This window comes from Blautia massiliensis (ex Durand et al. 2017), assembly GCF_051861785.1.
Taxonomy (GTDB): Bacteria; Bacillota; Clostridia; order Lachnospirales; family Lachnospiraceae; genus Blautia_A; species Blautia_A luti_A.
Genome location: NZ_CP146725.1, coordinates 2,721,108 through 2,742,140, shown reverse-complemented (window position 1 = coordinate 2,742,140; position 21,033 = coordinate 2,721,108). Strand labels below are relative to the sequence as shown.

Sequence of the window (21,033 nt, the reverse complement as noted above, 5' to 3'; positions counted from 1 at the left end):
TTGTCAAGGTTCACTTTTAGGGGGGAATTTATTGTTTTGAATTAAAATAGACATTTGCCCCTCCACTAACCGCATGTGTGAAAGGGCAAAAATTAACCTGTTTGAAATTTTTTTAGAAAATTTTTTGAAACAGCAAAAACTTACAAAGTTTCCAGCCTGTCTTTTAGTTTCTGCAATACTTTGTTTTTCCTGTTTCTGATTGTCTTTGTACAACACCCGAAATACTGTGCTGTTTTTTTAACTGTGTACTCTTCAAAAAATAATAGTCTTATCAATTCCATTTCTTCTTCAGACAAATATTTCAGGGCTTCCTGCAGCTCTTGTATTTCTGACACCCTGATGACTATTTCTTCTGGTGATAATATATGCAAATAACTGTTGTAACTCGTTTCTCCTACTTTTTCTATTTCGCATACACCATTTTTCTGCATTTTTTCAAGCTGGTATCTTTCTTTTCTTCTTGACTGGTACCATGCCAGATATACGTCTCTGGTAACTTCTACGAGAGTTTCATTTACACGCAGCACATACCGTTGTCTTTCCTTTGGTTTTTTACCACGCATCTTTTATTCTCCCTTCTGAAGCACTCCGATCAGTCTGCCTGCATTTCTTCTCATTTTCTGCTTTGCCTGTGAAATACATTTTGATACTGCCGGTTCTGTAATTCCAAACACCCGTGACACTTCTCTTTGTGTCCGTTGCTGAAAATAAATTTGATGGATCACCTGTCTCTGCCGGTCAGTCAGCAGATCCATGAATTCTCCAATAGCTTCTTCTATAATCAGTTTTTCAAGTACATTCTGCCTTTTGTCCACCAATTCGCACCAGCCTTCTGAAATATGGCTATATGAAATGCAATTATTATGTTCTCGTACCTCCCTGTTCCTGCACAGCCGATCTTCACCTTCTAATATCAACCGCACATACCAGGGCTGATTATCAAAAAAATCTTCCTTAACAACTGTTATTTTTCTTCCTGCTTCATATACATAATCTCGACAGGTAAATAAAGGAAAAACCGTTCCATAATCACCTGCACAATAGAAAATATATCCTGTCTGATATGCAATAATTTCCGCACCATCTATCAGTCTCTGCTTTACAACTGCCACATCGTTTTCTCTTAAATACCTGGCGGACGGAACCTTTCTTCTTTCTTCCCTGTTACCTACAACCTGTTTCAATTCCTGCAATGTCAGCATAATTACCACCCTTCTGCCTGCTGGCAACAGGTGCCCATCAGCAGAAAGGATAGGATTATTACTGATTTACTGGCAAAAGGGCAGTAAAAAACAGCTTCCGGCACACCCGTTTTTTTTAACGAGAGCCTGAAACTTCCTTACTACCCTTTCTGCTAATTTACAGCATCCTCTATTTTATTTTCCGTCTGATGTCCCGGTCAGACTTCTTTGCATTTCTTTCCGTTTTTATGTTCTTTTCATTTTCCATCAAAACAGAATAGTCTCCCATTGCATCATAGGGACACTGCTTCCTATAGATTAAATTTTCTTGTCTGGTCATCAATCCTGTCTCCCTTCTTTGTTTCTGTCTCTTTCTCTCTGTTTTCCATTTTAGCAACACAGAAACCTATTATCCTTAGCATATATGGGGAGTTTTTTTGTTTTTCACCCCATATATGGTGAAATTTCACCTGTACTCATTAAAACTGTCTATCAGCGAATCTATTGTCTGCATGATAATTTTCTGTTCTTTCCATTCCATCTTCTGAATACGGTAAAATACTTCCTCAAACTGCTTTCTTTTTTCTGCATCGTCCCTCTCTTTTCCCATCAGGATATTTGCATCTGTTTCCAGGATCTCAATCATCTTCCTGAAAATCTCAACAGACATTGCCGTTTGCCCTCCTTCTATCCTGCTAACCGTATTGACACTGATACCTGCTTTTTCCGCAAAAGATTCCTGTGACAACTTCATTTTCTGCCTGCGTTTTCTGATCCGTTCTCCCAATTCAATAAGTTCTGTGGAAATTGCACGATTGCTCAATACGGTGTCTCCTTTCCTGCAATTTGTCCCGGCTTTACGACATTTTGTCGCAAAGTTTCCAGAAAAAAAGCAGCTAATTTTGTCTTAGCTGCTTTTCAAAAAATCTATTTCATTTTATTCTCGGTATTTTATGTATTCCTGTAATAACTGTGAGCAGGAAAACACTAAGATAAATGATTGCCTGTCCAATCATTGCCAGAAGAACGACACTTCCTATCAATCCTCCGATCAGAAAATCCATTGTCCATACTGCCAGTGTTCCTCCAAGATCAAAACCTCTTGGAACCATCCAGACACACATTTTTCCAATTCCAAACGGTATCCCCATCAGAAGCAACAGCAATAAATAATTGCACTTCCCATCCTGGATACAAAGAGGTCTCAGCACTGCAAACAATACAGCAATCACCAGTACTGGCACAACAACTTTTTTTATCATATTTCTCATGTTCCTTTATCCTCCATACATATCGTGATTAACCTCAGCCTGATAATAGCTGTTTATCGTTGCCGGGGCATTATACAGGGCAGTCAAAAGATATGCTTTAATGTTTCCAACCTTGGTCGTATTTCGGTTCAGACAGAACAGCACATATTCGATATGCGAATAGTTCAGTTTCATAAACCTGCTTTTTACCAAAGCAACTGGTTTTTCTACTCCCGCAATGCGAATCATACTGTCCTCCGGCATCATCATAACTTCGATCATCAACTCCACCAGTTCATCTACATCTTCCTTGGCATGATATTGATAATCTATGTTTTCATGGATCACCTCACGATATGCTTTCATCTCCTCCATCACATCTTTTTTCTTTTGGAAATTACCTGATATGATTGGATAAGATTGATTTATCTCAGTTTCACTAATATCAGTCTTGTTAATATCAGTATTATTAGATTGTGATTTCGGACATTCTGGATTTGTGATTTCCACTATTCTGGAATGATGATTTTCACTATTTTTGAATTGTGATTCTGGAAATTCTGGATTTGTGGTTTCCACCATTCTTGAATTGTGATTTTCACTATTCTGGAATTGTGATTCCCCATAATCCTGAATTGTGGTTTTCACTACTCTTGAATGATGATTTTCACAATTCAGAGAAATGCCTGTTTTCCCCTTGTTTTCTGCTTCTTGTTGCAAATCTGCACATTCCTTATGTCTTTTCTGTTTCGATTGCAAATCTGCAATTTTTTTATGATCTTCCTGCTCAGATTGCAGATCTGCACAATTACCTGTCGGCTTTTGATCTGGAACCTCTCTGATCATAAAATTTTTCACATAAATAACATTCGGTTTTCCCAGTCCCAGACGTTTCTTCTCTATCAATCCAATCCCATTACTGCTGTCCAGCTCTTTCACCAGCTTCACTGCCTTTTGAGTTCCGCAGTTCATCAACTCTGCAATTTCTTCCACAGTGAAGATAATGTATACTCTGTCCTCTGAATCCAACCATCTATTTTTAATGCTCAGGCTCATACGGTCCAGCATCAGACCGTATAATACCTTTGCTTCGCAAGAAAGAGTTTTAAAGCAGGATTCTGTAAACAGCACTTTAGGGACACGATAGAAGCTGTATTGTTCCGCTTCCATCCCTGTAAAATAATCAAACTGTATCTTCTGCATCTGCTACTCCTTCTTTGTTTTCTTTCCATTTATCCAAAAGCATAAAAATGACTTCTTCTATCTGTTCTTTAGAATATGTCTCCGGAAAATAATTTCCAATTTTTTTTGCCGGAATCGTCACATTGATCTTACTGCTTTCCTTTTTTAATAAAACAGCATAGATATAACTCTGGTTTAATTTTCCATTTGCACTGCATTCTTTTAACTGTTCTGCCTGTTGTTTTGTCGGAAAAATGCTGCTGTTGGTAATCACTTCCAGAAGCCACCCCTGTTCCTCTGGCTTCAGATAAGACAGCTTTTCTCCCACAATCATAGGAATTTTATTATTGTCCACATATTCCAGCAAAGCATCTGATAATGCCGCCAGACGGATATACCTCTGTACGGTTCTCCCACTGTCCCCGGCAGCTTCCCCAACCATATCTGCTGTATATTTCTCACCTTTACTTCCCTGATGCTTCATTGCATCATATTTCATCTTATAGGCATGAGCTTTCTCACTTGGCAGTAGATTTTCACGCTGAATGTTGGAATCGACCATAATAATGACCGCTTCATCATCCGTATAATTTCGGACAAGAGCTGGCAATGTAGTCTTTCCACACAGTTCACAGCCTCTTTTTCTTCTATGCCCGGAAATCATCTCATATCCGCCATCTGGTCGAGGTCTTACCAGCGCAGGAGTCAAAACACCGTATGTTTTAATGCTCTCTACGGTTTCTGCCATTTTTTCATCATCATTTACATGGAACGGATGATTTTTAAAGGGATAGAGCTTTGCCAGATCTATTTCCACAACCTGGTTCATACTCTTTTCCGGTGTTTCCTCTAATCCCAGTAATTCATCATAAGAGGTAAGCTGAATATCTTTTTTCGGTCTACGCATGTTTCAACACCTCCTGAACCAGTTCCAGATAGCTGTCTGCCCCCTTGCTTTTTCCATCATAGGCAAAGATACTTACACCCTCCGATGCTGTTTCTGCAAGGCTTTCTGTTCTCGGAATCGTCTGCTCAAAAATCCTAATGTCACTTCCGTATGTAGTTTTGATTGCCTGTTTGTTTCTCTTTGCATTATTGTAACGGCAATTATCCATTGTGAATAAAATGCCTTCTATCTGTAAATCCGGATTGAACCTCTGATGGATTCCCTTAACTACTTTCAGTAATTCCATGAGTCCATCTGCCGCATAATATTGTGGCTGCACTGGAATCAGAACACTGTCCGCTGCACTCAAAGCATTGAGCGTCAGCATTCCCAGGGATGGCATACAGTCAATCAGAATATAATCATACTCATCCTTCAGCAGTTCCAGATACTCTTTCAGCACCTTTTCTCTGTCCTCTACTGTAAATAAAGACATATCCATTCCGGCAAGCAATTTATTGGACGGAATTAGGTCAACACCTTCTTCATGGTGCAGAATTGCTTCTTTCGGATCAAATTCCAGTCCCATGATAATGTTCTCCATCATGCTTTTTAATGTTACCTTGAGATTTTTAGGGAATCCCAATCCCATTGTCAAGTTCCCCTGTGGATCAGCATCTACCAGGACTACTTTTTTCCCTGACTTCACCAGTCCGGCTCCCAGATTGATTGTTGTCGTTGTTTTGGCTACTCCGCCTTTCTGATTTGCAATAGCAATTACTTTACACATATACTTTCCTCCGATTTACTCTTTTTCTTCTACTTCAACATAAACACGAAAATATTTGCTTGTTCCTTTGTTCGCATAAGCATCCGATACTTCCAGAACATCCAATTCTTTATGCTTTTCCAAAATACGACGGAACCATTGAATATCCTTTAAAGTACCCTGTAATCTAATTTTCAGCATACATATCCTCCCAGTCTTTGTAAAAACAATACTCTGGATAACGGATTTTAATGGCTTCCCAAAAATACCGGGCATATCCGCAGCAAAACAGATCTTCTACGGTATAATACTGACACTCTTTTAACTGATCTTCCTCTGCTTCATAATCTCCGACACTTGGTGTCCCATTGCAGTAAAGATTAAATGCCATGCGGACGATCCGTAAACTTCCACTGGTCTGCCAACCTTCCTGCAGGGATTCCGTTTTTACACATCCAGTTTTAAAATTATAGATTTTATTCACATTTTCTCTTGTGTCTCTGTCGATACCCAGGCAATAAACCAGAGCCTGATGATAAACATCCTGATATCTGCATTTTTTCAGATATTCCATATAAAATTTTTCGTGTTCCTTGCTCTTGAAAGTAATTGTGCGAGAATTGCTATTCTCTGCTCTTAACGCTGTGTTTGTCATTTTCATTTTCCTCCTGAATTTTTAATATTTTGGTATAAAAAAGACACTCCATTTCTGGAATGCCCCATAAAAAATAGGGACACCCGCTTTTAACAAGTATCCCTATAATCTATCAATGATCTGATAGCTCTCTATTCATTTTCATATTCAAGATTCTTTGTGTTCCCCGTACCGAGGTCTAAGGCAACAACTACGGTTACTCTCTGCACAAGTATCTTTTCCTTGTGATTTTCACCGATTTTGTTGAAACTGAAAAACTCTACAAAGTGCGTAAATTCAAGGATTTCTAGGTATCTTTCCTTTGTAGTCCCACCACAGTCTCCACATGCATACCAAATCAAAACATATCTCCACAAAACCACAGAAATATGATCAATAGTTATACAGTACTAATACTGCACATGCATCCTCTTTCCCACAAAATATTAGTTCCATAAATTTTGCACCACCCTGATGTAAAATTTATTCTTTTTTCATACCGTCAATATATTCTTCATCTGTCTTGCCAGCTTCCAATGCTCGATATTCCTGATTTAATTCTCTCAACAATTCTTCTTCGCTTGGCAAATATAATTTATACTTTGAAGCAAAAATTTGTGTTTCATTTTCCGGCAATGTATATTTAACTACAGACTCACTCTTGTCTGCACATAACACAATACCTATCGGCGGATTATCTCCCTCATTCATAAGCTCTCGCTCATAATAATGAACATACATCTGCATCTGTCCTAAATCCTGATGTGTTAAGTCTCCAACCTTTAAATCAATCAATACAAAACATTTTAAGATGTAATTATAAAATACAAGGTCAATTCTAAAATGGCGTCCATCAAACGTTATTCTTTTCTGCCTTGCGACAAATGAAAAGCCTCTGCCAAGTTCCAAAAGGAATTTCTGCAAATGTGTAATTAACGCTTGCTCTAAATCACTTTCATAAAAATCATCATTGGGTGTCAGTCCAAGAAATTCCAGTACATATGGGTCACGGATAACATCTTCTGGGCTTTTTGCCGTCTCCAATGTCTGAATTTCTGCCGCAACCTGCTCTTTATTTTTACTGGATAATAATCTTTCATAAAAGAAAGAATTTATCTGTCTTTCAAGCTGTCTGGTACTCCATTGTGATTTTACAGCTTCCTGCATATAAAATTCTCGTGCTTTATCATTTTCCACACGCATCAAAAGCCGATAATGAGTCCAACTCAATTCGCTACGCAGTGCGTAGCCATTTGGAAATGTCAAATAAAACTGCCTCATATTTTTCAAATTGGCAACAGTAAATCCTTTTCCAAAATCTTGAGTCATTTGTTTCGATAATTCTTTCAATAAACCTGTCCCATACTCCGCCTTTTCGTTACCGCCCTGTTCTTCAATGATTGATTTTCCGATATTCCAATAGGCTTCGACCATTGCAAAATTGGCTGTTTGATAGACTTTATTTCTTGCTGTTATCAAGATGTTCTTTATCTCATCATAAAATTTTTGTTCCATAAAAACCTCCGCAAGACACCTAGTTTTATTTGTATAAATCCTTTCTCAATCGATTTACAAGTATATTAAATTGTTCCTCACTTTTCTGGTAAATAAATTTTTCTAATTCCTTGACAAGACCATCATCTTTTGAAATTAACTTCAACTTAGGAATTGCCATCTTCAAATCATTTATTGCATTATTTCTATTTTCATCATCTGATAGCTCTTGTATATTATACCTTGCAACTCCTAAAGAAAATTTCGCTTCGGCTGGAAAAAGTACAATTTGCGCAAATACAATTATAGATTCATATACTCTCTTTTTTTCCTCAAAAACATACTTTTTCTTATCTTGCAATGGTTGAAAAATAAATGTGGACAAAATCAACGTTATTACAGAAGAACCTAATATACTAATAATTATGGAAATTACATTATCTATACTCATTTGCCCCCCCCCTTCCCTGCTACAATTAAATCACTTCAAAATGCTTCAACGCATCCTTTATGGCTTCCACTTTCTCTGCTGTCGGATGCTTCCTCGGCTGTTTCAATTCCTCTACCGCATTAGGAGCATCGTACATTGGCAAGCCTAAATCTCTCTTTACCTCTGCGATATATGCGGTATGTACCTTGAAGCCGTATTTAGCTTCTATGTACTCCTTTATCATTTTGTAGGTCACTCGTTCTTTGGGCTTATATTCTTCGGCTCTTTTAGCGATATTATCAAGGGGAACTTTTCCCTCACCCTCGCCAAACTCAACTTTTACGTTGATATGTCCGTCTGGCTTTTTGTGGGAAAGCATTACTACCGTCTCAACAGTACTTTCGTTGTCCCAACAAAGTTCCTGTGTCTCCCTGTCTCCAAAATACACCGGAAAACGAAACTTTATGTGCTTCAGGAATCTGCCATCTGGCTGCTCCTGCTCGTAAATGTCCACCTGTTCTACAAAGCTGTTAAGAAATTCTTTCTTCTCCAAGTCGGTGAACTTATCATATAGTTTATCAAAATATAAAAGAAATTGATAGACGTTTTCTTCTGATATTTTCTGTTGCCGGATATTCAACAGGCGGTTCTTGACTGCCTCTATACTGTTCTCCACGCCTTCAATCTCATCATACAGACGGTATAACCTTGTCTCCATATCCTGATATTTCTTTTCATAAAATTTATCCATGATATCCAGACTATCCATCTGCTGTCCAAGTCTTGCTTTTGCTCCGGTCAGTTGCCTGTGCTGTTTTTCCAGTCTTTCAATCTCTTTTTCTATTTCTTCTGTATCAATTCTTGAACCGATTTTATTCAGAATTGCTTCTTCAAATTTAGGATTCTTCACCAGCTTCCGAATAACTTCTTCCACTGCATTGTTAATCTTCTCCTCACTCCATTGTTTACGATATCCACATTTATGACCATCTACCAGGCGACGATGTTTGCAGGCATAATAGAAATAATCCTTATATAAAGTTCCGTCTTTCTTTTTCTTTCGGTTCACGTTTCCATACATACCGCTTCCACATAACGGGCATCTCAATATTCCGGATAAAATATGCTCATGATCGAGGCTATGTGTCTTTTCATATTTCACACCTGTTTTTTCCCGTTTTTGATGAGCCAGCTCCCAGTCTGTTTCCGAAATAATCCCTTCATGGATACCATCGTGCAGCATATAATTTTCCTGCTTTACAATGCGATATTCATTTCTTGTACCAGAAACTTTCTCGTTTTTCCTTCGTCCATAAGCCAGCTTTCCACAGTATACCGGATTATCCAGAACGCCCTTTATAAATGAAGCGGCAAATGCGTCCAGTGTATTATTCTGTCGTTTTTTCTTTTTGTATCCATGCTGGTTCAGCCATGCAGCAATCGCAGAGATTCCCATATTGGTATGAATAAATTTGTCATAGATCAGACGAATAATCTCTGCTTCGTCCTCTGCAATCTGCAATTCTCCATTTACTAATTCATAACCATACGGAGCAAATCCACCGTTCCATTTTCCTTCCCTGGCTTTCTGCTTACGTCCTTCCATTGTCTGAACAAGGATATTCTCTCGTTCGATCTCTGCCACCGCAGACAGAACAGAAATCATCAGCTTTCCACTATCTTTTGAGCTGTCAATTCCATCTTCTACACAGATCAGATTCACTCCAAAATCCTGCATCCTCTGCAAAGAATTTAAAATATCTGCCGCATTACGACCAAATCTGGAAAGCTTGAACACCAGTACAAACTGCACCTCATCTGTTCCATTCTCAATATTATCCAACATTCTCTGAAATTCCGGTCTGCCCTCTACGCTTTTTCCAGACTTACCTTCATCGGAATACTCATTTACGATTTCCATGTTCTGAAATTCCGCATATCTCTTGAGTTTTTCTTTCTGAGCATCCAGACTGTAGCCATCTACCTGCATGGTTGTGGATACTCTGGTATATATATCGCATTTAATCTTTTTATTCTTCATAATCTTCCTCGCAGTATAACTCTGTTTCATTGTCCCAACCTTATTTTAGTACTTGTTCCAACTATTTTCAATACTTATTTTCCGTATTGACGCATTTCTTCGCCAATCGTATAATTAAGTTAGATACAGAGCATTTCTGTTATCAAAATATTGCCCTCACACCATTGGCGACTTATAAATGATTGGCTCGAAAATATTGTTCGCTTACCGGAAGCGTCTAATAAATGTCCGGCTTGAAAATTATTTAGAAATTATTTTTGTTTTTGATATTGTGTTTTTATCACACATTGCATATACTATAAATACACAAAAAAGCCAAAAAAGAGGAGGTGTTAGTATGGCTACTTCAAGTATTACTCATAATTTTGTCGTATCCAATCCAAATAGCGTAAAGCGTTTTGTCGCAGCAATTGACGAAGCCGACCGTGACCGCACACCAAAGCAGACACTTCCCGGACGTCAGTTAACGAACCCACAGGAAATCTTAGCTTTAATGTCAAAAAGGAAGAAAAAACATGTCTGATAAATATTTTACCGTTAATATTCGGGCATATTTGGATAAAGACGAACCGACATATATCGGAGAGGAAAGTCTTTACGACTTACTCTCCGATTTTTCTTGTCCCAAAAATCCCGATGTGGAATACTTTTTATTACATAATGCGATTGAGTTTACCAAAAAAGATCAATCTATCACTTATCTGGTATTTGATGCTGAAGATGCTTCACTGGTTGGTTATTTTTCACTTACAGTAAAACCCATCTCTGTCCGTGCTTCAAATATCAGCAAGACAATGGCAAAAAAGCTGTCCCGTGTCAGTATTTTGGATGAAGAAACACAATCCTATACTACCGCAGCTTACCTGATTGCCCAGTTGGGAAAGAACTATTCTCTTCCAAAGGAAAAACGAATTCCTGGAAATATTCTACTGGGATTTGCACTGGAAACCATATCCAGTCTCAAATATTCCGTAGGCGGCGTTATGGAGTTTCTTGAATGCGAAGATAATAAATTTCTTCTGAGCTTTTATACACAGAATCATTTCAAGCCATTTGATACTCGTATTACCGCTTCCCAGAATAATGAGTCACACACTCTGCATCAGCTTTTAAAATTTATTTGATTTAAAAATACATGAAAAAAGCGACAGTCTGATTTACATTTTGTATTTCAGGAAACTGCCGCTTCTTTTTCTTCCTTATTCTGTTTTTCTTCCTCCAACTCCCGGAGGACTTCTTCGCCGTACTTATCAATCATCCGTACCAGAAAATCACTGCACCGCTCAAATTCAATATTCTGTTGCATAAGCTCCTCCCGTTATTGTTTGTTCTGAGCTTATTTTACAGAACCTGCCTGAAAACCACATTGAATAGAAATTGATTGTAAATTGACACAATCAATTTAAAAATATCCGCATTTTCTTGAATCGAATGTATGTTCGTATTATGATAGATATACTCAATCTTAACTACGAAAGGGGAATTTCTATTGAATCGATGCGATTTTTCTTCTATTAGCACTTGCTTAAAAAATCATATCAGCGAAAGTAATCAAATGAGTCAGCCTGATTTTTTATACGAATTATTTGAAGATTTTATGGATGATCCGGTAAATCAGGATTTTTCAATGGATAACGGTCTGGTTTGCCGCTGGATGACTGGTCAGGCTAAAATCCGTCCTAAAATATCCGCTTACTATTCCAAGCCATCCAATCAGGAAAAGTTAGCCCATACCATCCACCAGAATCTTCTTCCACTGATGTCTGACTGTAATATGGCTATACAAGATATTTACACTTTATTCATTCAGGATGACAGCATCTCAGATGCGAAAAAGAAAAATCTGACTCCCTTATATAAACCAGCCAGTTCAAGACTGCTGTTTCTTGCAAAACTGATTTCTTTTGGCATGGAACGCCAATTCATCAAACGTAATACCAAAAATCAGAAGCTGCTCGCCGGAGGCGCTTTATCCCCCATTGTGCTGGATTATATTATGGACAGTGAGGTTCCGAAACCATGCCGTCATTTTATCGGAAGAGATAAAGAACTGGAAGAATTATATACCTTGCTTGAGGAAAACCGTCATGTTTTTCTTTGCGGAATTGCTGGAATCGGAAAAAGTGAACTTGCCAAAGCCTACGCAAAGCGGTACATAAAGCAATACACCAATATCCTTTATGTAGAATATACCGGCAATCTTCATCAGGATATTACTGACATGGATTTTATTGACGATCCGCCGGAAAGCACTGACCAGGAACGGTTTCAAAGACATAACCGTTTTCTGCGTTCCCTGAAATCTGATACTCTGCTTATCATAGATAATTTTAATGTCACTGCCACACAGGACAGCTTTCTGTCAGTAGTATTAAAATATCGCTGTCAGATTTTGTTTACAACCAGAAGCAAACTGGATGAATACTGTACTCTGCCATTAAAAGAAATAGAGGATATGAACGCTCTCTTCCAGCTGGCATCAGTATTTTATTCAGAGGCAGACACGTACCGGCCAACAGTTGAAAAGATCATCGAAACTGTTCACTCTCATACTTTTGCCGTGGAACTGGCAGCAAAACTTCTGGAAAATGGAATCTCAACTCCAGACCAGTTATTAACAAGACTTCAGGTGGAAAAAGCATCTTTCCATAACGAAGATAAAATTAAAATAATCAAAGATGGACAAAGCAGCAAAGCCACCTATTACAGTCATATCCATACGCTGTTTTCGTTATACACTTTATCTCTTAAACAGCAGGATATCATGTGTAATATGTGCTTTCTTCCTTCCACCGGTATTTCTGCCCGTATATTTGCCAAATGGCTGGAATTGCCCACACTAAATGAGATCAACGATTTAATTGAGACTGGTTTTGTCCAAACAACAAAACGTCGCACTATCTCTCTGCATCCGATGATTCAGGAAATCACCCTTTCAGAGACAAAACCATCTGTAACTCGTTGCCACATATTACTGGATTCTTTACAGCACATATGTTTAATGCATGGAATGGAAGTAGCTTATTACAAAAAGCTATTTCAAACAATCGGAAATATCATAGAATTGATTGAAAAGGATGATATACCAAAGTATCTGCTTTTTCTGAAAAATGCATTTCCATACATGGATAACTATAACTACCACAAAGGTATGAATGGAATCATTCAGGAACTAACGGGGCTGTTAAAGACAAAAAACATTGGAACCGACTCTGACCGGGCATTATTACTGGATTTTCAGGCAACTCTTGAAACCAAACCTGAAAAAGCGATAAAACTGGAAAAGGATGCACTTGCCCAGATAGAAACTATCACTGCTGACAATGCTCGCCTTGTTTCCAACCTTCATGCCAATCTCGGTGGACTTTACCGCATGAACGGTCATCCCGATCTTGCAAGAGAACACATGGAAAAAAGTATCTCACTGCTTGACCAATTTAACCTGCTTCATATAAATGACAGCATACCTCAGATTGCCAATTATGCAATGTTCCTGACAGAACAGCAGGAACCCGAAAGAGGCATCTCTGAATTGCAAAAATTATCCGGCATCATCAAGGAATACCATTCCGATGACTGTCTGGATTATGCCAAAGTGCAGGAAACCCTTGGAACCATTTATCTGATGACTGCCAATCTTCCGCAAGCCAAAACACATTTTAAAAGAGCTTTCAAAATATATGAAAAGATCTGGGCTGATAAACCAGAAATGATTGAAGCAAAATATCAGGAAATTCAGGAGTTATATCCACAGATTGGATTTTGCATTGGAAAAAATCTATCCGGTCTTTTAACAAAATAAGTACAATTTACGGCGGGCAACTTGCCCGCCGTTATATTCAACTATTCGTCAAATAAATATACGCATCTTCCAAAGTGATATCATTATCCGGGACACACTTCTCATTTGGCTTTCCTTTGCTTAATATTTTCATATGAATTCCATTTTCTACATACTGCTTAGATGAAATAGAATAATTGGCTTCTAACAAACGGGCTTCTTCTGCATTTTGTACCGTACAATTCCAAACACAGCCCTTTGCATTTTCCAGCAATCCACTCACGCTTCCGGAATATAAAAAATTCCCTTTTTTCATAATGGCAAGCTGTGTACAGGTTGCTGCTAAATCTTCTACTACATGAGTGGAAAACAGCACAGTTCTATCCTTTGAAAAATCAACCAGAAGATTGCGGATCCTGATTCTTTCTTCCGGATCTAACCCAGTTGTTGGTTCATCAATAATCAAAAAATCCGGATTATTAAGAAGTGCCTGTATGAGTCCGACACGTCTCTTCATACCACCAGATAATTGCCGCATTTTTTTATTCTGATGCTCTGTAAGAGAAGTCTTTTCCAGATAATAGGTAATTCTTTGTTCGAGGTCATTTCTGGCTACTCCTGACAGTCCCCCCATATATACAAGACATTCTTTCACCGTAAGATTCGGGTATAAGTCGATTTCCTGTGGAAGATAACCAATCTTTTTCTGTATTTTCTCATAATTTCCCTCGTTATACAGAATTCCATCAAGGGAAACCATTCCTTCCGTTTGTTTTAAAACGGTTGTAAGAACCCTCATCAAAGTGGTTTTTCCAGCACCATTCTCACCCAAAAGTCCATAAATTCCCTTAGGTATTTCAAGAGATGCCTTATTTACTGCAACTACACCATTTTTAAATCTAACTGTTAAATCATTTATTCTAATACTCATAATCTATCCTCTTTTCTTTAAAGCCATTGGTAATACTGCAAATAAAAACAGCCCCGCTATAAAAGACACAAGCGTTCCATAAATCCAACTCTCGGACATTAATTGAGTAGGTTCACAAAAGCTGAAAGAAAACAATCCCAGATTTCCGAAAAATGAACTTCCCGCTTTTGATATAAGTCCAATGACAATTCCAAATAAACATCCAATACCTGCCCACATATTTCGAAGCAATGTACACAAAATCACAGAGCATATACTCCAAAGCCAGATAGTTCCAAACATTGCAATGAAATATAAAAGAAATATCTGAATACCCGAAATGCCTTCGTTTACACTGCCCGGTTTTTGCCAGAAAAACAAAACATATCCAACACAAGAAAGTATTAATAAATATAATATTTGAACGCCCACTCTCTGCGATATTACTTTTAACTGCTTTTTTTGATCATACAAATGAAATACATCGGCACGCTTACTTTTTACTTCCATCAAATATGTGTCACTACAAAAAATAATTGTTAAAAATGCTATTGGAGACTGAATTGCTGAACCGATTTCTTCATAGTATATAATCGGATGAATAACACACAATATCAGTATAAATGCACATGAATAAAAAATCTTGTATAACGACAAGCAGTTTTTTAGTTCCGTTTTCAATGAACCCTCCTCCTTTTCCAGATTGTAACAGAAATACATACTAATATAACTGATGAAATTACAAGAATAATCTGATTTATGTTTGACATTTTAGCTACATGTGTTTCAAAAAATCTGCCAGGGAATCGCACCATAATAGAGAACGGTCTCATATAATAAATATCATTCTTCATGGTCAGCATATTTGAATATATAATGTGTAAAAACAAGATTGGTGCTGCCGGAAGCGGATTTTTAAATATTACTGCTGTAATTGTATAGACACAACATATCATCAAAAGATTCGGAACAATATAGATCAGAGAATTCACGCAAAAATCAATTGGTGTTACTGGAAAGCCCGATTCTAAAGACGTTTTCAAACACAGCATAAAGAATATAACATTCAAAATCACTAATACTCCCAGCATACTAATGAATCCGCTTATTACTTTCCCACATATATATTGGATTGCCGTAACAGGCTTTGTATGTAATAATTCATAGGTACTTTTTCGTGTATCCTGAATAAATAAAAATGATAGCAAGACTGTTGCAAAAAAGGCCATATGCAATCCTGCAAAATCCGTAAATTTTTTGGCAAAGTACCAGGAAAAAGAATGTTCGGATAATTTCCGCTCGATATAATGATTGATTTCTTCTGCTGTCCCCTTATGAATTTCAAGGTCCTCATAAGCATATATTGCATTATAATAGCCATATTGGGATTCCAAAAACTCAGAAGCAGTCTTTACATCCATATTCTGAATTTCTTTCATTACATGATCTGCTTCCTGCCTGCTAAATCCAAAACCATTTTTGGAGGTGTCCATTAACGTCTCTTTGATCGTATCTTCCCACTCCCTTCTTCTTTCTTTATCATCAGATGTGGGAATGTACCCATCCATGACATCAGCATCTTCCAATGCTACGTCATTTTGTGTGATCTGTTCATTCTGTTTGATATAATGAATTTGCAAATACGATGACAGACATTGATACATACTGGCAACTATAATAATCAAGCCAATCCACAAAACAGGGTTCTTTAAATAATCAAGTATACTTCTTTTTATGATTGTTTTCATTGTATCTCTTCCTTTCTTTATTTCTTTAACAACATCATACAAATCAATTCTCAATAAATTCACAACAAAAAAGACTAAAACCACTTTATTTGTGATTTCAGCCTTATAAAGTATTTTTATTCAGCTTTGAAAAGAGCTTCTACATGAGCACCGCCTTGTCTGGCATTATATATTTTCAAATTTCCCCCATGCTTTTCACAGAAAATACGAGAAATATACATACCAAGGCCAAAATGCTTTAAATCATCTTGTGGATTCTTATGATAAAATGGTTCTGTTACTTTTTCCTCAGTATCCACAAATCCTATTCCATCATCTTCAACAGAAATTATAAGAAAACCATCCTTTTTCTTTATCTGCAAAGCAATACTTTTTTGTGCATATCGAACCGCATTTTCCAGTAAGTTGTCTGTCACTTCCATGACAAGTTCCTCATCCACTTTCACAATGTTTTGTTCCTGCACTCTTTCTACCTTACATAATTTACTTTCCTTCCTGGACAGCATGGCAGCTTCTGCCTCAATCTTTTTTTCCAGTTCCGATAATTCTATCTCTGAGCATTGCAGTTCCCTCTGTTCTAAATGGGACATTTTTCTCATGTTTTCCGTGAAATGCTCTATACGGTCAATCTGATACATGCCTGTTTGCAAGATATCAATAACATCCTCTGTTTTTATACTCTCAGCAGAAACAAACTCTAAGAGCATTTCCTGATACCCACGCAATATGGAAAGTGGAGAACGTATGTCATGTGCAATTGCATTCCGCAAAGCCTTCTCGTCATCAATCATTCGCCACATCTTTCTGTTGTTATCTGCTAAATCACTTCGCATCATTTCAAATTCTTTACACAAAGTTCCCATCTCATCTTTATTTTCATAGGACACATGAAAATCCAGTTCATTATCTGCAATCATTTGTGAGGCATCTTTTAGTTCCTGTAGAGGTGTCTTTAACTTATTTTTATAAAAAAAGAATACCGCAGCAACACTCCCAACAATCGAAAAAATCAGTACCGAATATGTTTCCATAAAGTCACACATTTCCGAAAGATGATAGTCCAAACGATTCATCTGCGATTGATTAGGTCTTGATATCTCAATCTCATATTTCTTTCCATATTGCTGAAACACGTCCGTATAATCTGCATAATCAATATATTTTTCCCATATTTTATTCTGCATATTTCTTGCAAAATGAACTGTAAATCCAGATAACAGAAATGCTGCCGTTAAGCTGATCACAAAATAAAGCAGAATTGTTTTTTTCAGTGACAAGTTTCTTATTTTTTCCATCGATATCCAATCCCCCATACAGTTTCTATGTATTCTTTTTCTGAATAATCCGCTATTTTTTTCCTTATACGCCGTACTAATTCCGTTATCGTTCTACTGTCCCCTTCCGCATCATATCCACAGACTTGTGCATATATACGTTCTTTATCAAACACCTGCCCTGGATGCATGGATAAGAATTCAATAATCTGATATTCAATTTTTGTGAACTCCATCCTGTGTCCGGCTATAGCTACTATTTTTTCAGAATAATCAATCAGCATTTCATCCATGAAACGGTATTCCGTTTTTTGTTGATGCCTTTCTTCTCTCTTTATGTTTGTGACAATCCTTGCTTCCAACTCCCGAAGACTAAATGGTTTCGTAATATAATCATCCCCACCTGAAAGCAACCCATTAATTTTATCATCTTCATCAACTCTTGCTGTCAGAAACAAAATCGGACATAACACTTTACTGCGTATCAGACGACATACTTCAATCCCATCCATACGTGGCATGTTGATATCCAATAAAATAATATCCGGTTTCATTTTTATTTTATTTAATGCTTCCATTCCATCTGTAGCCGTAATGGTTTCATATTGTTTCATATTAAAATAACTACAAAGCATTTTCACCAATTCTTTATCATCATCAACAACTAAAATCTTGTATTTCATCCAAACCACCTCCAGTATCCATATTATACGATAAAAAACAATGAAATCACAACAAGAGTACATGAAGAACGTAAGCACAATATGACTGGATGAATCATTTTAATCCAATACTGAATAAATACAACAATGTCACATGATATGGAATTATAATTTCCTTTAAAAAGAGGCGCATGGATCAGCAAATCCATACGCCTAATTGATACCTTGTTTCTATTCCTTGCGAATTCTTTCAACAACACTTTCCCGACTCATCTTTTCAAACTGATACTTTGGTATCACATACGCAATCCCAACCAAAATTGGAATCATAAGCACACATGGCACTATCGTAAGATGCAGCCGGAAGAAAAATGCCGTACCGAGCGTATTTATTAAAATCTGCTTTGCTCCAACCACAACTAACAATACTGCAATCATAAATGCGCCTCCCAAATATAGGAATCCCTCAGCCACTAGCATTTTCTCTATCTGTTTTTTCGTCATTCCAACAATTTCCAAAAGCGCCAGTTCCTTTTTCCTGCTGATTACAGAAGTTGCTGTCGTATTAAAGAAATTCATAATGCCAATAAATGCTAAAATAACGACAAGAAAACTACCGATCATATAATATTTACTGACAAACCGCCTAAAGCTCGCCTTCATATCCAATACAGAAAAAACATTTATCATATCATTTTCTTTCAAAACATTTTTATCAATGTATTCTTTTACTTGCTTATCCTCTCCCTTCTTGGCATCAATAGTAGCATACATTGCTGATTGATTTTCTGTCTGAGTGATATACTCTTCTTCTGGGACCATTACTGTAATATAAACAGAATCTGCATACGGATAATCCAGGGAATATGGCATCATAGCTTCTCCGATCACCCCATAATCTTTCTGCTTTCCGTTTCCGTACTCCATTTTAAAAGTTTCGCCAGACTGATAATAAGAAACTGGTTGTTCTGTATATTTATCACTATAGTCCACAATCACATAATCCCCACTTTTAAACGTATCCCAGGAACATTTTTCCCCTTTCCATTCTAACATATCAAACACCGCTTCACTAATTCCGAGGAAATGAACCTTTACAGTATTATCCGCTTTTGTTTCCTCCCAGATTTGCTTTTCATAATCTGTCCAGTTTTCTTTGTTTTTTTCTGCCAATGTCTCCCACGTTTTCAAAAGTGCCGGTTCCATCTTATGTCTTTCTTCCGAATAATACACATATCCTGTTTTCTCACTTTCCGGACACTTATTCAGAATCTCTTTGATTTCAGGTGTAATACCGTTGAAATTTGTATTCGATAAAGTGTCGGTCATCTGATCCAGTTGAAAATCAGATGCTAAAAATATATTCTGGTAAGACTCAAAATCATATCCCTGCACCAACATCACAATACAGTTGACCACTACCATAGAAAGAGCGATAGAAAGCATAACAATCAATCCCTTTTTCCAATTTCGTAACACATTTTGAACTGCCATCCCCCACCAGGTTACAGAAGTATTCTTTTTTATTTTCCTATGTGACTGCTCTCCTTCTGCCAAATGTAGGGCTTCCACAGGCGAAACTCTTTCCACCATTTTACAAGCCTGTAGACTGGATAAATACACCGTTAAAAGTGTCAGAAGAGCTGCTGCAAAAAAAATCAAAGGATTAGCTGATACTACTGTCTGTGTAGTTTGTCCTGCCTGTGCACTGATTTGGGCATCTGCTGTCAGAGCCGGCGACATACAAAAACCTGCAAGATAACCGAAGATCAATCCGATTGGAATCCCCACTGCTGACAATTTCCATGCCTGCATACGTACAATTTTTTTCAATTGTTTTCCTGTTGTTCCCACGTTCTTCAATAATCCGTAGGCTCTAATATCCGTTTTCACGGATATATTAAAAATATTATAAATAATTAAGTAACCAGCCAATATCACAAACAGTACCATTACAATAAGGGAAGTGAATGAAAATGAATCCTCTTCAAAAAGATTATATGCCGGATTGATCTCCAATCCTGTCCCTGCTTTCGTAAATCCTGCTGTCTTAGATATATTTTCTGTTTTCTTTTCCAGATTCCAAAGATTCTTGTACCAGACAGAATACTCCTTCCCCCCATTATAGATACCATTTTCTAATTCTTTCTGTGTAACAGGATAACAATTCTCCTTCGCATAGGCTTCAGATACCCAGACCATCTGACCTAAAACAGCTTTATCACCCTGCCAAAATCCACATATCTGGAATGTATCTGTTTTGTATTGTTTCAGCATTGGATTTACTTCCCACGTCAGCGTGACTTCTTCCCCAATCTTTGGTGTAACTCCCAGTGCTTTCAGTACCAAGCTGCTGACTGCTACCTCATTTTCCTTCTCTGGCAGTCTTCCTGTAGTTGGCAGACAATTAAAGCTTTCTGCCATATTTTTATCTGCATATCTAACTTCTACTGAAAAGCCAAAATGTTTATCTCTTCCTGCTCCCAGAAAAATGCCTGTTCCATATCGTTCCACCTCATCACTTTGTTCTATTGTTTTTTGCAATCTCTCCGCATCTTCTTCTGACAAATTCTGCGCAATAGCATGGGATGAATCCATAAATTGCTTAATTTCCGTTGCTCTTTTGGAAAGTATCATGGATACGCTCCCCACAAAGAGGCTTGTAAATAACAGTGATGTCAACATGATTGCAATAACAGCAATAATATTTCTTGCTCGGTTCATTTTCATAAAACGTTTCGTCAATAATCGTAACGTTTCTTTATTCTCTACTTTTACCATATAATCGCCC

Annotated in this window: 23 protein-coding genes; 3 read left to right on the top strand and 20 right to left on the bottom strand. The window is 37.4% G+C overall.

Annotated features, from left to right (window positions below; translation table 11 throughout):
- Nucleotides 1-140: 140 nt before the first annotated feature.
- The 13 genes from V9W66_RS12950 to V9W66_RS12890 form a co-directional block, all read right to left on the bottom strand.
- The gene (locus V9W66_RS12950) at nt 141-563 is read right to left on the bottom strand and encodes an RNA polymerase sigma factor (RefSeq protein ID WP_144100440.1); all 423 of its coding nucleotides are present in this window, start codon (nt 561-563) and stop codon (nt 141-143) included.
- A 3-nt stretch (nt 564-566) separates the two neighbouring features.
- Nucleotides 567-1,202, bottom strand: a complete 636-nt coding sequence (locus V9W66_RS12945; protein WP_144093341.1) for a sigma-70 family RNA polymerase sigma factor — start codon at nt 1,200-1,202, stop codon at nt 567-569.
- A gap of 445 nt (nt 1,203-1,647) precedes the next feature.
- Nucleotides 1,648-2,004 carry a helix-turn-helix domain-containing protein gene (locus tag V9W66_RS12940; protein WP_144093343.1) on the bottom strand — a complete coding sequence of 119 codons (357 nt, stop codon included), beginning with the start codon at nt 2,002-2,004 and terminating at the stop codon, nt 1,648-1,650.
- Between the two features lie 109 nt (nt 2,005-2,113).
- Nucleotides 2,114-2,452: a DUF6050 family protein gene (locus V9W66_RS12935; RefSeq protein ID WP_144093345.1), complete on the bottom strand. Its 339-nt coding sequence runs from the start codon at nt 2,450-2,452 to the stop codon at nt 2,114-2,116.
- Nucleotides 2,453-2,458: 6 nt separating this feature from the next.
- Nucleotides 2,459-3,634 (bottom strand): DUF6017 domain-containing protein, encoded by a 1,176-nt coding sequence (locus V9W66_RS12930; protein ID WP_144100442.1) that lies wholly within the window; start codon nt 3,632-3,634, stop codon nt 2,459-2,461.
- A complete protein-coding gene (locus V9W66_RS12925) occupies nt 3,615-4,520 on the bottom strand; it encodes a ParB/RepB/Spo0J family partition protein (RefSeq protein ID WP_002594290.1) in 906 nt (301 codons plus the stop codon). The genes V9W66_RS12930 and V9W66_RS12925 overlap by 20 nt, the downstream gene beginning before the upstream one ends.
- A complete protein-coding gene (locus tag V9W66_RS12920; protein WP_144095918.1) occupies nt 4,513-5,289 on the bottom strand; it encodes a ParA family protein in 777 nt (258 codons plus the stop codon). The genes V9W66_RS12925 and V9W66_RS12920 overlap by 8 nt, the downstream gene beginning before the upstream one ends.
- A gap of 15 nt (nt 5,290-5,304) precedes the next feature.
- Nucleotides 5,305-5,469, bottom strand: coding sequence for a hypothetical protein (locus V9W66_RS12915; RefSeq protein WP_002594292.1), 165 nt, complete (start codon nt 5,467-5,469; stop codon nt 5,305-5,307).
- Nucleotides 5,456-5,923 (bottom strand): DUF6075 family protein, encoded by a 468-nt coding sequence (locus tag V9W66_RS12910; RefSeq protein WP_002594293.1) that lies wholly within the window; start codon nt 5,921-5,923, stop codon nt 5,456-5,458. The genes V9W66_RS12915 and V9W66_RS12910 overlap by 14 nt, the downstream gene beginning before the upstream one ends.
- A gap of 131 nt (nt 5,924-6,054) precedes the next feature.
- Complete coding sequence (locus V9W66_RS12905) at nt 6,055-6,264, bottom strand: hypothetical protein (RefSeq protein ID WP_144095920.1); 210 nt, start codon at nt 6,262-6,264, stop codon at nt 6,055-6,057.
- 121 nt (nt 6,265-6,385) lie between these two features.
- Complete coding sequence (locus V9W66_RS12900; protein WP_055169606.1) at nt 6,386-7,417, bottom strand: PDDEXK nuclease domain-containing protein; 1,032 nt, start codon at nt 7,415-7,417, stop codon at nt 6,386-6,388.
- A gap of 25 nt (nt 7,418-7,442) precedes the next feature.
- The gene (locus V9W66_RS12895; RefSeq protein WP_055169603.1) at nt 7,443-7,847 is read right to left on the bottom strand and encodes a hypothetical protein; all 405 of its coding nucleotides are present in this window, start codon (nt 7,845-7,847) and stop codon (nt 7,443-7,445) included.
- 25 nt (nt 7,848-7,872) lie between these two features.
- The gene (locus V9W66_RS12890; RefSeq protein WP_144095922.1) at nt 7,873-9,867 is read right to left on the bottom strand and encodes a recombinase family protein; all 1,995 of its coding nucleotides are present in this window, start codon (nt 9,865-9,867) and stop codon (nt 7,873-7,875) included.
- 337 nt (nt 9,868-10,204) lie between these two features.
- Here V9W66_RS12890 and V9W66_RS12885 point away from each other — a divergent pair, with 337 nt between their 5' ends.
- Complete coding sequence (locus tag V9W66_RS12885; RefSeq protein ID WP_014080774.1) at nt 10,205-10,390, top strand: hypothetical protein; 186 nt, start codon at nt 10,205-10,207, stop codon at nt 10,388-10,390.
- Entirely contained in the window at nt 10,383-10,991 is a 609-nt protein-coding gene (locus V9W66_RS12880) for a GNAT family acetyltransferase (RefSeq protein WP_144095924.1), read from the top strand. The genes V9W66_RS12885 and V9W66_RS12880 overlap by 8 nt, the downstream gene beginning before the upstream one ends.
- A gap of 47 nt (nt 10,992-11,038) precedes the next feature.
- Here V9W66_RS12880 and V9W66_RS12875 read toward each other — a convergent pair whose 3' ends face one another.
- Nucleotides 11,039-11,173 carry a hypothetical protein gene (locus V9W66_RS12875; RefSeq protein ID WP_279231864.1) on the bottom strand — a complete coding sequence of 45 codons (135 nt, stop codon included), beginning with the start codon at nt 11,171-11,173 and terminating at the stop codon, nt 11,039-11,041.
- A 249-nt stretch (nt 11,174-11,422) separates the two neighbouring features.
- On the opposite strand from V9W66_RS12875, the gene V9W66_RS12870 reads away from it, so the two are divergent.
- Nucleotides 11,423-13,669 carry a tetratricopeptide repeat protein gene (locus V9W66_RS12870; protein ID WP_144095926.1) on the top strand — a complete coding sequence of 749 codons (2,247 nt, stop codon included), beginning with the start codon at nt 11,423-11,425 and terminating at the stop codon, nt 13,667-13,669.
- Nucleotides 13,670-13,706: 37 nt separating this feature from the next.
- Here the strand turns inward: V9W66_RS12870 and V9W66_RS12865 are convergent, their stop codons facing one another.
- The 6 genes from V9W66_RS12865 to V9W66_RS12840 form a co-directional block, all read right to left on the bottom strand.
- A complete protein-coding gene (locus V9W66_RS12865; RefSeq protein ID WP_005339623.1) occupies nt 13,707-14,579 on the bottom strand; it encodes an ATP-binding cassette domain-containing protein in 873 nt (290 codons plus the stop codon).
- Nucleotides 14,580-14,582: 3 nt separating this feature from the next.
- A complete protein-coding gene (locus V9W66_RS12860) occupies nt 14,583-15,239 on the bottom strand; it encodes a hypothetical protein (protein ID WP_005339624.1) in 657 nt (218 codons plus the stop codon).
- Complete coding sequence (locus tag V9W66_RS12855) at nt 15,236-16,306, bottom strand: ABC transporter permease subunit (RefSeq protein ID WP_144095930.1); 1,071 nt, start codon at nt 16,304-16,306, stop codon at nt 15,236-15,238. The genes V9W66_RS12860 and V9W66_RS12855 overlap by 4 nt, the downstream gene beginning before the upstream one ends.
- Nucleotides 16,307-16,422: 116 nt before the next feature.
- Complete coding sequence (locus V9W66_RS12850) at nt 16,423-17,601, bottom strand: sensor histidine kinase (RefSeq protein ID WP_144095932.1); 1,179 nt, start codon at nt 17,599-17,601, stop codon at nt 16,423-16,425.
- The gene (locus V9W66_RS12845) at nt 17,589-18,263 is read right to left on the bottom strand and encodes a response regulator transcription factor (RefSeq protein ID WP_014080778.1); all 675 of its coding nucleotides are present in this window, start codon (nt 18,261-18,263) and stop codon (nt 17,589-17,591) included. The genes V9W66_RS12850 and V9W66_RS12845 overlap by 13 nt, the downstream gene beginning before the upstream one ends.
- 210 nt (nt 18,264-18,473) lie before the next feature.
- Nucleotides 18,474-21,023: an ABC transporter permease gene (locus V9W66_RS12840; RefSeq protein ID WP_144095934.1), complete on the bottom strand. Its 2,550-nt coding sequence runs from the start codon at nt 21,021-21,023 to the stop codon at nt 18,474-18,476.
- Between the last annotated feature and the right edge of the window lie 10 nt (nt 21,024-21,033).

What these genes read in the sequence shown, in the direction of transcription:
- V9W66_RS12920 (WP_144095918.1), bottom strand. Translation starts at nt 5,289, where the DNA reads ATGTGTAAAGTAATTGCTATTGCAAATCAGAAAGGCGGAGTAGCCAAA.
- V9W66_RS12840 (WP_144095934.1), bottom strand. Translation starts at nt 21,023, where the DNA reads ATGGTAAAAGTAGAGAATAAAGAAACGTTACGATTATTGACGAAACGT.
- V9W66_RS12865 (WP_005339623.1), bottom strand. Translation starts at nt 14,579, where the DNA reads ATGAGTATTAGAATAAATGATTTAACAGTTAGATTTAAAAATGGTGTA.
- V9W66_RS12950 (WP_144100440.1), bottom strand. Translation starts at nt 563, where the DNA reads ATGCGTGGTAAAAAACCAAAGGAAAGACAACGGTATGTGCTGCGTGTA.
- V9W66_RS12910 (WP_002594293.1), bottom strand. Translation starts at nt 5,923, where the DNA reads ATGACAAACACAGCGTTAAGAGCAGAGAATAGCAATTCTCGCACAATT.
- V9W66_RS12875 (WP_279231864.1), bottom strand. Translation starts at nt 11,173, where the DNA reads ATGCAACAGAATATTGAATTTGAGCGGTGCAGTGATTTTCTGGTACGG.
- V9W66_RS12845 (WP_014080778.1), bottom strand. Translation starts at nt 18,263, where the DNA reads ATGAAATACAAGATTTTAGTTGTTGATGATGATAAAGAATTGGTGAAA.
- V9W66_RS12885 (WP_014080774.1), top strand. Translation starts at nt 10,205, where the DNA reads ATGGCTACTTCAAGTATTACTCATAATTTTGTCGTATCCAATCCAAAT.
- V9W66_RS12855 (WP_144095930.1), bottom strand. Translation starts at nt 16,306, where the DNA reads ATGAAAACAATCATAAAAAGAAGTATACTTGATTATTTAAAGAACCCT.
- V9W66_RS12935 (WP_144093345.1), bottom strand. Translation starts at nt 2,452, where the DNA reads ATGAGAAATATGATAAAAAAAGTTGTTGTGCCAGTACTGGTGATTGCT.
- V9W66_RS12880 (WP_144095924.1), top strand. Translation starts at nt 10,383, where the DNA reads ATGTCTGATAAATATTTTACCGTTAATATTCGGGCATATTTGGATAAA.
- V9W66_RS12930 (WP_144100442.1), bottom strand. Translation starts at nt 3,634, where the DNA reads ATGCAGAAGATACAGTTTGATTATTTTACAGGGATGGAAGCGGAACAA.
- V9W66_RS12890 (WP_144095922.1), bottom strand. Translation starts at nt 9,867, where the DNA reads ATGAAGAATAAAAAGATTAAATGCGATATATATACCAGAGTATCCACA.
- V9W66_RS12900 (WP_055169606.1), bottom strand. Translation starts at nt 7,417, where the DNA reads ATGGAACAAAAATTTTATGATGAGATAAAGAACATCTTGATAACAGCA.
- V9W66_RS12915 (WP_002594292.1), bottom strand. Translation starts at nt 5,469, where the DNA reads ATGCTGAAAATTAGATTACAGGGTACTTTAAAGGATATTCAATGGTTC.
- V9W66_RS12945 (WP_144093341.1), bottom strand. Translation starts at nt 1,202, where the DNA reads ATGCTGACATTGCAGGAATTGAAACAGGTTGTAGGTAACAGGGAAGAA.
- V9W66_RS12925 (WP_002594290.1), bottom strand. Translation starts at nt 4,520, where the DNA reads ATGCGTAGACCGAAAAAAGATATTCAGCTTACCTCTTATGATGAATTA.
- V9W66_RS12850 (WP_144095932.1), bottom strand. Translation starts at nt 17,601, where the DNA reads ATGGAAAAAATAAGAAACTTGTCACTGAAAAAAACAATTCTGCTTTAT.
- V9W66_RS12870 (WP_144095926.1), top strand. Translation starts at nt 11,423, where the DNA reads ATGAGTCAGCCTGATTTTTTATACGAATTATTTGAAGATTTTATGGAT.
- V9W66_RS12895 (WP_055169603.1), bottom strand. Translation starts at nt 7,847, where the DNA reads ATGAGTATAGATAATGTAATTTCCATAATTATTAGTATATTAGGTTCT.